Raw genomic sequence first — 15095 nt, 5'->3', positions numbered from 1 at the left:
TCATCCCAACAATTCTCTATATTAATATTTTTTCTAATGGCTGATGTGCAATATCTACTAAATATTGACCGTATTCCGTTTTCATGAGAGGTTCAGCGAGACTTAATAATTGTGCTTGCGTAATATACCCTCTTCTAAAAGCAATTTCTTCAATACATGCAATGTACATGCCTTGCCGTTTTTGGATAGCCTCAACGAAATTCGAAGCCTGTTGCAATGAATCATGAGTGCCAGTGTCCAACCACGCTAAGCCTCTTCCCATAATTTCTACTTTTAGCTTTTGTCTTTTCATGTAATATTCGATAATTGAGGTGATTTCTTTTTCGCCACGTTCAGAAGGTTGAACATTTTTGGCGATTTCTATTACATCGTTATCAAAGAAGTATAATCCTGGTACAGCATATGAAGACTTTGGAAACTCAGGCTTTTCTTCTATTGAAATAGCATTTCGATTTTCATCTACTTCAATTACTCCGTATGCACGTGGATCTTTTACATAACAGCCAAAAATAATGCCACCACTTGTTAAGGCAGCCGCTTCTTGTAATCTCTGACCAAAATTAGAGCCGTAAAAAATATTATCCCCCAATACTAAGGCTACTGATGAATTTCCAATAAACTCTTCCCCAATAATAAATGCTTCAGATAATCCATTTGGTTCCGCTTGAATTGCATACTCAAGTTTGATTCCAAGGTTGCTACCATCCCCTAGCAGCTCCTGAAAACTAATAATATCTCTTGGCGTAGAGATAATAAGAATCTCCTTAATACCTGCAAGCATTAAGACAGATAATGGGTAATAAATCATCGGTTTATCATACACGGGCAGCATTTGTTTCGATACCGCTTTGGTCAATGGATAAAGCCTTGTTCCTGATCCCCCAGCTAAAATAATCCCTTTCATCGAATACTTCCCCCTTTTATGATTCTACAAATTTGATCAACATCTTCTAATGCTAGATCTGCATAAAGAGGTAAGGTTAGTACTCGGTCAGCGATATATTTCGCCATCGGTGTATCATCCGGATTAAATCTATCTCCAAAACATTTAAAACTATTTGTTAGTGGATAAAAATATTTTCTAGCAAATATATTTTGTTCCTTTAACAGTTCACACACTTCATCTCTAGTAAATTTATGTTGATCAAAAACAACTGGGAAATAAGCATAATTACTTTTTACTCCTTGTTGAATAAATGGCAGTTTAATACCCTTGATTTCACTCAACTGCTCAATATATCTTTCAAAAACTAATTGTCTTTTTTCAATCTCTTCATCAACATTTCGAAGATTGCAAAGTCCCATCGCAGCTTGGAATTCATTCATTTTCGCATTTCCACCAACATACTCGACAGACTCTGGTCCTGTCATTCCAAAGTTTTTATATGCATTTAATACTGATTTAAGTTGTGGGTCTTTAAAAGTCAATGCGCCGCCTTCAATGGTGTTAAACACTTTCGTCGCATGAAAGCTAAACATAGAGGCATCACCAAAATTTGCAATACTCTCTCCATTAACTGTAATCCCGAAAGCATGTGCTGCATCATAGATGACTTTTAGATTATACTTTTTTGCGATTCTTTCAATTTCTTTCACATCACAAATATTCCCATATACATGAACTGGGACAATTGCAGTGGTTTTATCTGTAATCAAACTTTCAAGTTGATCAATTTGGATAGTGTAGTCGTCGGGGGTAATATCACAAAAAACGGGCTCTAGGCCATTTCGAACAATAGCCTGAGTTGTCGAGGCAAAGGTGAAAGGTGTGGTTATCACTTCTCCGCTTAAATTGAATGCGGAAAGTGAACTCTCTAAAGCAAGATGTCCATTTGAAAAAAGGGAGATATTTGGCGTATCTAAATAGTATGCTAGTTCATGTTCTAACTTTTGGTGTTTGATTCCCATATTCGTTAGCCAATGGCTCTCCCATAGATCTTTAATTTCTTCAATAAATTGTTCGTATGGAGGGATTGAGGATTTTGTTACTTGGATTGGTTTGGGCATTATAGTTTTTACCTCACATTCTATATTGATAGTACTTTTGATAGATTTATTGATTTATCAATATAGTATGATTTGAGGTTGATTATGAGAACTCTTCTTTTAATATTTTATTTTCAAGTAACTCATATTGATTCAGCATTTCTTTAATTTTCTCTGGTTCATTAAACATCATGATATCAATGATAGATAATTTAGATTAATTAGTATTCAACAATTCATTGTTATCAACAACAAGATTGACCCAATTTGCCATATTGTCCATTTTTTCTAGCATTTCATTCAATGAAGAAAATTTTAAAATCATCATTCCCAGCGTCTCATTAGAGCCTGTAAATCCAGTAATTTTTTCTCCTGATTTTATAAAAAGTTCGTACTCTACTATATTATTTTCTTGAATATCATTGTCGATAATAATTTCTTTAAATATGCCGCTTTTTTGACTATGAATTACGTAACAAGCCCAATATCCATCAGGTTTGATTAATTTCAAATCACTACAATCTTCTCCTAAGGCTGCTTTAATTGTATATTCAACCATATCAACATCAGTTGCGTATTTTGTTACCTGAGGAATCAAATTCCCACCGTTCCGTGGAGCAATCTCCATCAAATAGACTTTTTCTTTATCATCAATTCGAATATCAAAATTATATGCTCCCGTTTTCATATTTAACAATTGAAGGGCTCTTTGAATTTCATTTTGAATTTTTTCGTGAACATGTTCAGGCATAAAATATGGCCAACTATTTCCGATAGGAACAAATGGATGTTTTGAATCCGTATCAAAGTGTTGATTTGCAAAACATCTAAATACAAGTCTACCATTTACAGAAAAACCATCACCTGCAATTTGATAACCGAATTTCTCGACAAATTCTTCTATAATAAATCTCTTTGATCTTGAAAAGCTCAATGCATATTCAACTTTTTCCTGAAGTAAATTGATAGAATCTATTTTAGAAACACCTTTACTTCCTGATGAATCAACCGGTTTTATCATAACTGGCATTTTAAATTGATGAAAGTCAACTTTTGCTTCTTCAATTGATTGATATCCTTTTGCTTTTGGAACATTAAACCCATTTTTAGCTAAAAAATCTCTATATAAATCTTTATTATTTAGTATTTCAACAGACTCATACGGGTTTGTGGGTAATCCTAACTTCTCAGCAACATAAGCTGCTGTAGGAGCAGCGGGATCGGATGCATAGCAAACAATTCCATCCACTTTTAATGATTTCGCCAAAGTTAAGACAGATTCTTTATCAGTAGTACTAACATTGTAGTATTCGTGGGCATATTTATGTCCAGGGTTATCTTCTAAATAATCACAAGTGATAACATAATGTCCCATTTCTTTTGCTGTTTTTATTGAAGGGACTTGGAAGTGTGAGCCGCCTAACATTAAAAGTTTTTTCATGGTAATTTCCCCTTATTACATTTTTTTGAACGATGTAGCTCTTTATTTTGTATGCTAATTTAAATATAACTACAAATTTCATCTAATAAATTCATTAAATATCTTCTCAATATAAAATCTTCAACTGTTTGTCACTAATGAATCTTCAACTATCACTTTTACCCAATTAGTTATGTTATCCATCTTATCTAACATCTCATCCATTGATGAAAATTTTAATATCATTGTCCCAAGTATTGCATTAGAACCAATATACGCAGAAATTGAATCACCCGCTTTTACTTTTAAGTCATATTCAACAATATTACTTTTTATAAATTGATCATCAATTTTAACCTCTTTAAATTCCCCACTTTTCTGACTATTAATTAAGTAGGCAGACCAATATCCATTTGGTTCAACCATAGTTAAATCACTACACTCTTCGCCCAATGCTGCCTTTATTGTATACTCAATCATGTCAACATCTGTTGCATATTTTGTAACGTATGGAATTAAGTGCCCACCATTTCGTGCGCCCATATCTAAAAAATAAACATTTTCATGAGCGTCGATTTGAATATCAAAGTTACAGGGCCCCGTTTTCATATCTAATAAATTTAACAGTCTTTGAATTTCTTCATGAATTTTATTCTGAATATGTTCAGGCATGGTCGAAGGCCAACTCGGTCCAGTCGCTGCAAATGAATTAACTGGATTTAAATATTTTGCTATGAAATGTCCATTAGCAAAACAGTGAAATACTAATTTACCATTCACAGAAAATACATCTCCTTCTACCTGATAACCCTGCTTTTCTATATATTCTTCAATAATAAAACGTTTGACTAATGAAAAGCTTAAAGCATTTTCCACCTTTTCTTGAAGAAGGTCAATTGAATCTATTTTTGAAACTCCTCTACTTGCTGAAGAATCAACAGGTTTTATCATTACTGGCATTTTAAAGTTATGAAAATCATTTTTAGCTTCTTCAAAAGTGTTATACCCTCCAGCTTTCGGAACGCTAAAATTATTTTCTTCCAAAAACAATCGAAATTTATCCTTATTCGTAATAATATCAACAGATTTAAATGGATTTGATGGAAGACCTAGTTTTTCGGCAACATAAGCAACTGTCGGAGCTGCTGCATCAGTTGCAAAACAAACGATACCATCTATTTTTAAAGATTTTGCTAAATCTAATACACCTTCTCTATCGGTATAGCTAACATTGTGGTATTCATGTGCATATTTATGACCTGGGTTTTCTTCTAAATTGTCACAAGTGATTACATAATGCCCCATTTCTCTTGATTTTTTAATAGCTGGAATTTGGGTATAGTTTCCATTCAATACTAACAGTCTTTTCATTTTTTGCACCTCTTTATTTATTATTTTTGTTTTCTTTTTACTTCTTAACATTTCATTCAAAGTAGATAATAGATAAGTAAAACATTCCATTTTTAGTACCTTGGCTAATAATAGATACAATATAATTCCTACAATTACTTGAATAATAATCTTTAATAAAGCTGGAATTTCAAACCAATTAATAGTGTATATAACCGTTCCCATCACAAGTGATAAAAAAAGCGATGGCATTATATCTCTCCATTGTTCTTTATAGCCATAGTTAATAAGCTTTATATTAGGATAGGTGTTAATAAAAGTTGAAAATATTCCACTTACAACTCCTCCCCAAACTATTCCAAATATACCAAATGGGATACTTATCGCTAAAATAATTAGGCTAAGTACTTTCTTTACAATTTCGATTTTAAAAAATAAATCACTTCGCCCTAAAGCATTTATTACTTGTAAATTGGTAGTGTGGATAGGCCATAATGCATAAATAGCACAATATATTTGCAAAAATGGGACTGCAGGTAACCACTTTTCAGTTAATAAAAGCCTTACTAATGGATCTGCAATAATAGCAAGTCCAACCATAGTAGGAAATATTAAGAATGAACTTGTCATAATTGATCTGCGTATAATTTCTTTAATCCTCTGCACATTATCTTGGTATGATGATAAAGTAGGAAACATAACCGAATGGATTGATCCATCTATGTTAGTAACAATAAGATTTGGAAATTGTTCTCCTCTATTGTAAAAACCAAGCATAGTGGGGCTAAACAACTTTCCAACTATAAGATTACATAAGTTAAAATATAATGAATCTAATAAAGCCGCTGCTAACAACTTCCAGCTAAAAGCGAATAAATTTTTAATTCTTTTAATTGAAAATACTAATCTGGGTCTCCATTTTAATGTAAACCATAAAATAATCAAAACGATCAACTGATTCGTTAATTGTTGCCCAACCAAAGCCCATACTCCCAAATGAGCGTATGCCATGACAATCCCAACTATTCCAGAAGCAACAATAGCACCAAAGCTACTAAAGAATAGTTTTTTAAATTGCAAATTTCGTTCGATAATTGCTACCTGGATTGAGTTGAATGCCCCTAAAAATAAAGAGAATGATAAAACTCTAAGTACAGATGAAAAATCTGGCTTTTCAAAGAAAGAAGCGATGAAAGGAGCTGTAATAAAAAGAATTAAATATAGAACGCATGCAACAATTAAGCTCAAATAAAAGATAGATGAAAAATCAACTTCATCTGCGTCTTTCTTTTGAATTAGTGCGGTGTTAAATCCACTTTGCACAAAAATTCCTGCTATTGAAATAAAAATAGTTATAAGCACTATTAACCCAAAATCTTCTGGCAATAAAAGACGAGCTAAAATTAGCGTAACAATGAATTGAATACCTTGTGTTCCTCCACGCTCCAACAGTTTCCACAAGAGTGAAGAAATTACTTTAGTTTTTGTTATTTCAACATTCATCTAATCAACTGCCTTTTTGCTGATTTAAGTGATTTTAATATGTTAGGGAAATATTGATCAAAAAAAACAATTATCTTTCTTCGAAATCCTAATTCTAAGTATATGTCTTTAAATTCTCCCTTTTTAGCTTCTTTAAACTTTCGATGCTTTAATAAAAGATAGAACCGATTATAATTCTTAGTCCAATTAATAGTTTCTTCATATTTATAATCTGTATATTGGTTTATTTCATCTAACGTATTTGCAATTTCATCGATGTGCTTTTTCTCTTTTTCAGGAGTTGATAAATTTCTAGCAGTCCAAGAATCTTCATCTCCAACTCGATAGGCTGACATTAATTCATCGTTGTAGAATACAGTACCCAACAATGATAAATTTATAGCCAAAGGATAGTCACCGACAGGTGCATTTAATAAAAATGAAGGCCTATTTCGTGCAAAATCCGTTGGATAAAACATAGAATTCGTTGGAAAAAGCCCACCGCCACCTGCAATTATTTCATCAACATTAAAAATTTTATTTCCTTTATTAGGGCGGTTAGTATATTGGACCTTTTTATCTGATGCAGAAACAACATAACCACCATGAACACATAGGCTACATTCAGGATGATTTTCCATATAGTCTACTTGCTTTTGTAGTTTATATGGATCTGTCCAAAAATCGTCACCTTCACAGAGTGCATAATATTTCCCTTTTGCCCTATTTATATTAAATGGAATAACTGAGATCCCTTTTGAATATAGATTTTCGATCTGATAAATTGGCTTAATTATATCGGGATACTTCTTCTCATATTCTTTAATTATTTCTGCCGTCCTATCAGTAGAAGCATCATCATGAATTAAAATTTCATAATTAAAATTTGTTACTTGCATTAAAAAACTGTCAATTGCATCTGCTATATATTTTTCATGATTATACGTAATACAGCTAATACTGACTAAAATGTTCTCCATTTATTTGATTCTCCCTATTGATTAAATTGTTATTAATTACACCTAAACCTATACCTTTTCATTTTTATTAATAAATCACAATATTATTAATTTTCCGATTATTTTTAACGTTAAAATTTCTTTAATTGAATGATATTCGTAAATCCTTATATTACTTTTCCGTTAAATATCGTTCTATAAAAGTAACAGTATCCTTTATATCATATCCACAGTACTTTACTTTATTTGCATATTTACTTCTGTACTGATCCATTTTTAAAGTAGTAATACAGTGTTTCCATTCGTTTAGATTAGATTCAACTTTTTTAAATTCAACTAAATTTGTTAAGTCTACATCTAAAGTTATAGTATCAGATATTATACAGTTTAAACCTGTAGCTTGTGCTTCAACTAACGATAGAGGGAATCCTTCAAATAATGAGGGTAATAAAAAAACATCAACCGCTTGCAAAATTTCATTTACATCATTTCTCAAGCCTAAAAATCGTACATATTGTTCCAAATTTTTTTTAATAACCATACTATTTAGTAATCGATAATCTTCTCCACTACCAATAAGCAATAACATTACATCCTTATTTTCCTTGACTAACTGCTCCATAAGTTCAATTAAAAAAACCTGGTTTTTCACCTTGCTTAATCTTCCTATATTCCCTAAAACAAATTTATCACTGATCCCTAGATTCTTACGTACCAAACTCCTAGTAGAAACATCAAATTTAAAATTATCTACACATATACCATTTTTAATTTCAACAATTTGATCTTCAGAACAAGTTGGAAACAACCATTTTCCTGCCAATTTTGAACAGGCAAAATAATAATCTGTATTAGCTATTAAACTTTTAGTATTAAATTTGTGTAAAATAAGATGAATTATCCTTTTTAAATTATTATTCGATTCGAAATTTACACCATGACTATGACTAATTATTTTTGCATCAGTGTACTTTTTTGCAAGTGAATAAATTAAAATATCACTTGCACTCGAAATATTATTCCATACAAAATCATACCTTTTACCAATTTCCATAAATAATTTTTTTTGTTCTAATGCACTCTTTACTGGATTAGTTCCACGTCTAGTGCAGTAATATATATTACAATTTTCTTCTATTAAATCTTTTTCAAATTCACATGAGCTATCAAATATCAGAAAATCAAATTTTATATTCTTAGAGCTAAACTTCACTATATTAATAAACAGTGACTCTATTCCACCCATACTTTTTGATAATCCTACAACGAGAATTCTTATTTTTTTCACTCAATTACCTCGCTTACAATATGTTAAATAGATAAATTCCCTAATTTTCAAATCATTAATTTTTTTAATGAATCGGGGTTTACATTGGCAATCCAATGCCCTTTATAAAAGATCTATAAAATCTATATTCTCTCTCTTATTTACATGAATAATCATTTCTAATAAAATTAATAATGTCCAAAGTCCAATTGTTAATTGGCTAGAAATAATTAAAGAAGTAAATATGTGACTTAACAATATCCCTTTCAAAATAATAGATTTTTTTAGTGCTATCCAGATTCTTATATACAAAAGAATGATGCAAAGTAAACCCACTAACCCTGTTTGTAACCAAAAACTTAGTATTGTGCTATGCACATCTCCATAATGGTGTATTGAATATAACAAAATGTTTTTAGTTTCTAATGCACCGTAACCTAAAATTGGTTTTTCCCCAATTGAATCCATTGCAGCAATCCAATGTGAAATTCTCAATTGATTACTACCATCATTATAAGAAGATTCAAATAATCTAGACATAACTGCTTGGGGTAGCATATTTATTGCTATCAATAATAATCCTACCGAAATTAATATAATTACAAAAATTTTTATTAAAGTATTAACTGTAACTCTTTTATACTTAAAAAGATAATAATATAACATGATAGTAGCCCCAATTGATAAGGAAATTAACGCAGCCCTTGATCCAGTCAAAAGGATTGAAAAACTAATAATAATTGTAATAAAGGCATAATATATCTTCTTATTCTTTTTAACTGGCATTAACCACCTTTTAAAGGCAAAAAGGGCAGGTATAACTATATATGCTGCCAAATAATTAGGATCGATTGTTTCATTCCCCCTAAATTTAACAGTATATCTATACGAAAAATCTCCAGCATAATAATTATGTCTAATCAAAATAACCATTAAAGCCATGATAAGTGCTGAATGAGTATATGCAGATATTAAATTGTATATATCTTTAGCATTATAATTTTGTAAAGTCATTACAAGATATAAACAAATGTATAATAAATAACTTAAAAAATATCCTCTATCAACTTTTAAAGGAGTTAATAAATTTACTATCATAAAATTCATTAAAAAAATTAATATAATTAAATGACTATTATTCAATAAAATTTGATTTTTTCTAATGGTCATTGATAAAAGTGTGACTATTATTGTCAGTACAAATAGTTGATAGTAATCTGCTATCATTAGTGCATTATGATTGTTTGTAAATATAAACAATAATGATATCGAATACAATATGGTAGTAATAGATAACTTTTCAAAATTCATGTTTATTTTTTCATTCATATTGTACTCCTTGTTTATTCCTAACTATTAAGTATAATATTGCTAGTATCTCTAATAGTTTAGGATGAACGATGCTTAAGGTAATTAATATTTTTCTGTTTATTGCTATGTTAGAATTCATAAGTAAAAAATAATTACTTCTAATCTTTTTTACACAATACTGTTCGAATTTCTTTTTGTTTAATGTTTTATCAATTCCAAATAAGTATCCTTTCATTAGTAATGAAAAATATGATCGTGCTAGTTTTGTTCTAGCTAACCTTTCTAATTCAATATCATTTTTTGTTAATTCACATAATTCAAAGCAAGCATTTAATAAATCCCTATCCTTTTTAGTAACCTTGCTATTTGTATTACTTCTTGGATTTCTAAAATAGAAATACATAATTTGATTACTTTTTGCGATTTTTGAAGAATTTAACAATAATTTATAATTTGTTACTATATCTTCATTTATCTTTCCTTCTGGAAAAATAATACCATTAAAAACTTCTCTTTTAAAAAGTCTTACACATACTGAAAATTGAGCTTCAATGAAATAATCTATTAATTTTTCTTTACCACTTATTAATACTTCTTTTATTTCTTTATTTTTAATTTTCGTTTTCTTAGCTGTAACATAATCGCAAACCTGAGCAATATCTGCATTATGTTCATTTATTATCTTGTATAAATACTCATACATATCTAAAGAAACCCAATCGTCACTGTCAACAAATGCAATATAATCGCCTCTTGCTTTTTTAAGACCAGCGTTCCTTGCTGATGACGATCCTCCATTTTGTTTATGGATTACGATAATTCGATTATCACTTTTTGCAATGTGATCACATAGCTCTCCACTTAAATCTTTTGAACCATCATTAACAAGTATTATTTCAATGTTTTTAAAAGTTTGATTAATTATAGATGTTATACATCTATTCAAATATTTTTCAACATTATAGACAGGTATAATAATGCTTATTTCAGGATTCAATTTCTTCACCTATTTTCTTGCTTAGTCCAACTACTGTGCCGACACCATAACTTAAATGCATTAAGAAAAATAGTATAGGTAATAGTAAGTTATTTAAATGGAACTTCTGATTCTTTATTATTGATATAGTTGACATAAATAAATTTAACAATCCATAAAGTCCCCACAATAAAATCGCAACCTGAGGTAAACCAAATATTGCAAAAATTCCAGTAGTCAAGATTCCAAGTACAAAGAACATCGGTATGAAATGAAAAATAGAGAAGCACCTAGAACATACCCATAGTGTCTTACCAATCCAATATCCATTCAGATTTTTCTGTTTAAGCATTTTCCTTAAACTATTTCTAGTATGTTGGTATGAAATAATGGAAGGATCAAAACAAATCTTATAACCTGCTTGTCTGATTCTATAATGCATTTCATTATCTTCTGTTCGAACTAACCTTTCATCATATTTTCCAACTTTATCAAAAACACTTTTTTTATAAGCACCATGAAATATTGAATTTACGTGTCTCTTTTCACTGTTTCTTCTGTAATTCGCTATACTACTCCCAAACATCGATTTCTCTGCAAGTAAAAGTGTTTCTTTCCATGGTGTCTGTTCATCAATAATATTCGGACGATAACCACCACAAATATCTTCTCCACTTTCTATACACTTTACATTCTGGAAAATAAAGTTTTTAGGAATGCTCGCATGGGCATCAACTCTTAAAATAACTTCATTTTCAGCATTTTCTAATGCAATGTTCCATCCAGAAGGTAGTATTTTTTTAGGATTATCTAAGACAATTACTCTAGCAAATCCATTATCTTCTTTTGAAAAAGTTTGCATAAAATTTTTAGTATTATCAGTTGAAATTCCATCTACAAGAATTACTTCAATAAGATTGTGGGGATAATCCTGCATGATTAAATCTTTAAATATCTTTTTTATTGTTGTCTCCTCATTAAAGGCAATAATTATAAATGAAACTGTAGTCATTTTAATCTCTCCCCTATATTATCATGCTACTTGATAACAGCTACTATAGTTTTTACTATAGTTAAAATGTCATTAATGAATGTAAATTTCTGAATACTTCTCAAGTTGAATTTCATTTTCTCTGGCAGTACTTTTTTAACATATGCTTCATCAATATTTTCAGCATCATTTAAATACTTAGCTTCATCCTTATACTGAATACTTGCTTCAGAAGTCACACCAGCAGGTAACAAAAGTGTTGCCATCATCTCATCGCTGTAGAATTTAACATATTTCTCAACTTCTGGTCTCGTACCTACAAATGACATATCTCCTTGAAGAATATTTACTAATTGAGGAATTTCATCTAATCTCCAATCTCTTAATTTTGCTCCTACTTTAGTAATCCTTTTATCATTAAATATTGTTACCTGAGTGCCAATTTTATCCGCATGATTCACCATCGTTCTGAACTTTAAAATTTGAAATTTGCGTCCATATTTTGTTATTCTTACCTGTCGAAAAAAAACTGGACCTCTGGAATCAATTTTTATCAAACTACTAATTATTAAGAAAATTGGGGAAAGTAATAAAAGTAAAATCAATGAAACAACGATATCAAATATTCTTTTTATAGAAAGGCTCACTTTTTTTTCATTTAATAAATCATAGTAAGGCTTAACTTTTTCATTTCTAATATCAATTGGAATATCATCCCATTTTTCTAGAAACATTAATAAATTCCCACTCTCTATAATATAAAAAGCTATTTATTAATTTTTTAAACTTCTAACCTGGATCAGTCTATTACTTCAAAATAATAGAAATTGTCTTTAAATCTTATTTTTTAAGAATTTCTTTCATCTTCCCTACAATATATTCTACGTCCTCATCAATTAATAACGTATGGAGTGGTAGTGTAATCTCATTCCTATATAAACTAAAAGCATTTGGATAGTCCTTAATATTAAATCCTAGATTCTTATAAGCTGTAAGTAAAGGCAAGGGCTTGTAGTGAACATTACATGCAATTCCTGCTTCAGCTAGCCTAAAAATAATATTATTTCGTTCGGCTTCTTCGATTCCAGGTATCCTTGTCAAATAAAGATGTCCAGAAGATGTAAAATCTTCCTGATAATGCTGTAAACTATGGATTTCTAATGGCATAAGAGCTTTATCATACATTTCGATAATCTCTTTACGTCTTGATAAAAGACCTTCATATCTATCTAACTGTATTAACCCTATAGCGGCCATAATATCGGTCATATTGCACTTGTAAGCAAGATTGACAATATCATATTCCCAAGCACCTTTTTCTGTTTTAGTTAGTGCATCTTTAGACTGACCATGAAGACTGTATAACATATATTGCTTATATAACCATTCATCATCTAAACCAAGATCATTTCGCCAAACAACTGCACCGCCTTCAGCTGTTGTTAGATTTTTTACAGCATGAAAAGAAAAGCAAGTAAAATCTCCTGCTTGACCACATTTCCGGCTATTTCTTTCAGCGCCAAAAGCATGAGCAGAATCTGACATAACTATTACTCTATTAAATATCAATTGAAGCTCATTTTTCGCATTAAACAATGACTTTTTATTTTCTACAATTTCAAAAATCGCATCATAATCACACATCTTACCTGCTAAATCAACAGAAATAATTGCTTTTGTCTTCTCTGTAATGGCCTCAGAAAGTTTTGAATAATCCATTTCAAATGAATCTGGAGCATTATCAACAAGTATAATTTTTGCTCCAACGTGATTTATAACTGCAGCTGTTGCGGTATAGGTATATGCTGAAGTAATGACCTCATCACCAGGTCCTATTCCTAGAATACGAAGAGTAAGTTCCATAGCAGCTGTTGCGGAATTTAAGCAAACTGCTTTATTCACACCAACATAATTGGCTATTCGTTTTTCTAATTCTTTTGTTTTTCTACCAGTTGTAATCCAACCTGACTTCAGTGTTTTTATAACTTCTTCAATTTCTGCATCCGTAATATCAGGTGGTGAAAATGGAATATTTCTAGTAAAAGTTTTCATTTATTTCTACCTCGCTTTAGACTTTCATCTTTTATAAAATAATTTGAACGTGAATATTATTATTTGAAAATATGATTAGTTATTTATTATCACAAAATAATAAGTACCTACAGAATCTAATGAATATCCCTTAACTTGTTCTAAGATTTTAGTTTTAAATTTTCTATTTTTTGCATTAGATATTCTATTAATTCTTCCTTTATCTCATCATTTTTCAAAGCCATATCAATCGTTGTTTTTACAAATCCCAACTTCTCCCCTACATCATATCGCTTCCCCACAAAATCATATGCATATACGGTTTGAACTTCATTCAATTTTTGAATTGCGTCTGTTAACTGAATCTCATCACTGGCACCTTTTTCTTGTTTGTCGAGGAATTCAAAAATCTCAGGTGTTAAGATGTAACGGCCCATGATGGCTAAGTTAGAAGGAGCTGTTCCTAGGGCTGGTTTTTCTACAAAGGTATCAACTTGATATCTTCTCCCGTCCATCAATCTAGGATCTATAATTCCATAACGCTGCGTTTCTTCATCAGAAACTTTTTGTACGCCCACAATGGGCAATTCAGTCTCCTCATACTGTTCAATTAATTGTTTCAAACATGGTTTTTCAGCTTGAACAATGTCATCACCAAGTAATACTGCAAAAGGTTCATCGCCAATGAAATTACGAGCACACCAGATAGCATGGCCTAAACCTTTTGGTTCTTTTTGCCTTATATAGTGAATTTCTACTCTTGAAGATTGATTGATTTTATCTAAAAGTTCAAAATTTCCTTTTTTCATTAAATTATCTTCCAATTCAAAATTACGATCAAAATGGTCTTCAATTGCACGTTTACCTTTACCGGTAACAATAATAATATCTTCAATTCCTGATTCGATCGCTTCTTCAACGATGTATTCAATCGTAGGTCTGTCTACGATTGGAAGCATTTCTTTCGGCATGGCTTTGGTTGCGGGTAAAAAGCGAGTACCTAAACCTGCAGCTGGGATGATTGCCTTTTTTATTTTTTTCAAATTTCACACCTCTTAACCATTCGAATTAGTTTGTTAATATATTTACGTCGTTTCCTAAAAATCTATAACTTATTCAATTCATTGACACTTTATTAATAAGCGCTCATTACGGATATTATGAATAAAGATTTCGCTGTAAATATAATGTATTATTAGAATTAATTATTTTCACACTTGTTGCACTACATTCCTCTATTAGTTGGAAATATCCTTTTTTAAAAGTAATAATGAGCACTATTATCGATTCATATAACCTATTTCATCCATCAGCGACAATAA

General features: G+C 30.5%; 12 protein-coding genes. All 12 read right to left on the bottom strand.

The window, feature by feature from the left end:
* Positions 1 to 16: 16 nt before the first annotated feature.
* The 12 genes from rfbA to galU all read right to left on the bottom strand — a co-directional run bounded on the left by rfbA (position 17) and on the right by galU (position 14816).
* On the bottom strand, positions 17 to 904 hold the full coding sequence (rfbA, locus tag ACIQ4I_RS00550) for a glucose-1-phosphate thymidylyltransferase RfbA (protein ID WP_403091840.1): 888 nt from the start codon (positions 902 to 904) through the stop codon (positions 17 to 19).
* Positions 901 to 2007, bottom strand: a complete 1107-nt coding sequence (locus ACIQ4I_RS00545; protein ID WP_403091838.1) for a DegT/DnrJ/EryC1/StrS family aminotransferase — start codon at positions 2005 to 2007, stop codon at positions 901 to 903. The genes rfbA and ACIQ4I_RS00545 overlap by 4 nt, the downstream gene beginning before the upstream one ends.
* 196 nt (positions 2008 to 2203) lie before the next feature.
* The gene (locus tag ACIQ4I_RS00540; RefSeq protein ID WP_403091836.1) at positions 2204 to 3427 is read right to left on the bottom strand and encodes an ATP-grasp domain-containing protein; all 1224 of its coding nucleotides are present in this window, start codon (positions 3425 to 3427) and stop codon (positions 2204 to 2206) included.
* A gap of 120 nt (positions 3428 to 3547) precedes the next feature.
* Positions 3548 to 6259, bottom strand: a complete 2712-nt coding sequence (locus ACIQ4I_RS00535; RefSeq protein ID WP_403091835.1) for an oligosaccharide flippase family protein — start codon at positions 6257 to 6259, stop codon at positions 3548 to 3550.
* The gene (locus ACIQ4I_RS00530; protein WP_403091833.1) at positions 6256 to 7218 is read right to left on the bottom strand and encodes a glycosyltransferase family 2 protein; all 963 of its coding nucleotides are present in this window, start codon (positions 7216 to 7218) and stop codon (positions 6256 to 6258) included. Before ACIQ4I_RS00530 ends, ACIQ4I_RS00535 begins: the two co-directional genes overlap by 4 nt.
* Before the next feature lie 151 nt (positions 7219 to 7369).
* Positions 7370 to 8485: a glycosyltransferase gene (locus ACIQ4I_RS00525; RefSeq protein WP_403091831.1), complete on the bottom strand. Its 1116-nt coding sequence runs from the start codon at positions 8483 to 8485 to the stop codon at positions 7370 to 7372.
* A 102-nt stretch (positions 8486 to 8587) separates the two neighbouring features.
* Positions 8588 to 9793, bottom strand: a complete 1206-nt coding sequence (locus ACIQ4I_RS00520) for an O-antigen ligase family protein (RefSeq protein ID WP_403091829.1) — start codon at positions 9791 to 9793, stop codon at positions 8588 to 8590.
* Positions 9786 to 10772, bottom strand: coding sequence for a glycosyltransferase family 2 protein (locus ACIQ4I_RS00515; RefSeq protein ID WP_403091827.1), 987 nt, complete (start codon positions 10770 to 10772; stop codon positions 9786 to 9788). The genes ACIQ4I_RS00520 and ACIQ4I_RS00515 overlap by 8 nt, the downstream gene beginning before the upstream one ends.
* Positions 10762 to 11763 carry a glycosyltransferase family 2 protein gene (locus ACIQ4I_RS00510; protein WP_403091825.1) on the bottom strand — a complete coding sequence of 334 codons (1002 nt, stop codon included), beginning with the start codon at positions 11761 to 11763 and terminating at the stop codon, positions 10762 to 10764. Before ACIQ4I_RS00510 ends, ACIQ4I_RS00515 begins: the two co-directional genes overlap by 11 nt.
* Positions 11764 to 11789: 26 nt before the next feature.
* Positions 11790 to 12476: a sugar transferase gene (locus ACIQ4I_RS00505; protein ID WP_403091824.1), complete on the bottom strand. Its 687-nt coding sequence runs from the start codon at positions 12474 to 12476 to the stop codon at positions 11790 to 11792.
* A 106-nt stretch (positions 12477 to 12582) separates the two neighbouring features.
* Positions 12583 to 13794 carry a DegT/DnrJ/EryC1/StrS family aminotransferase gene (locus ACIQ4I_RS00500; RefSeq protein WP_403091822.1) on the bottom strand — a complete coding sequence of 404 codons (1212 nt, stop codon included), beginning with the start codon at positions 13792 to 13794 and terminating at the stop codon, positions 12583 to 12585.
* A gap of 140 nt (positions 13795 to 13934) precedes the next feature.
* Entirely contained in the window at positions 13935 to 14816 is an 882-nt protein-coding gene (gene galU / locus ACIQ4I_RS00495; protein ID WP_403091821.1) for a UTP--glucose-1-phosphate uridylyltransferase GalU, read from the bottom strand.
* Positions 14817 to 15095: the final 279 nt, after the last annotated feature.

The sequence above is a fragment of the Rummeliibacillus sp. NPDC094406 genome, assembly GCF_044763875.1.
Classification (GTDB): Bacteria; Bacillota; Bacilli; order Bacillales_A; family Planococcaceae; genus Rummeliibacillus.
Note: the sequence above shows the minus strand (reverse complement) of the source record. Positions and strands in the feature narration are given on the sequence as shown.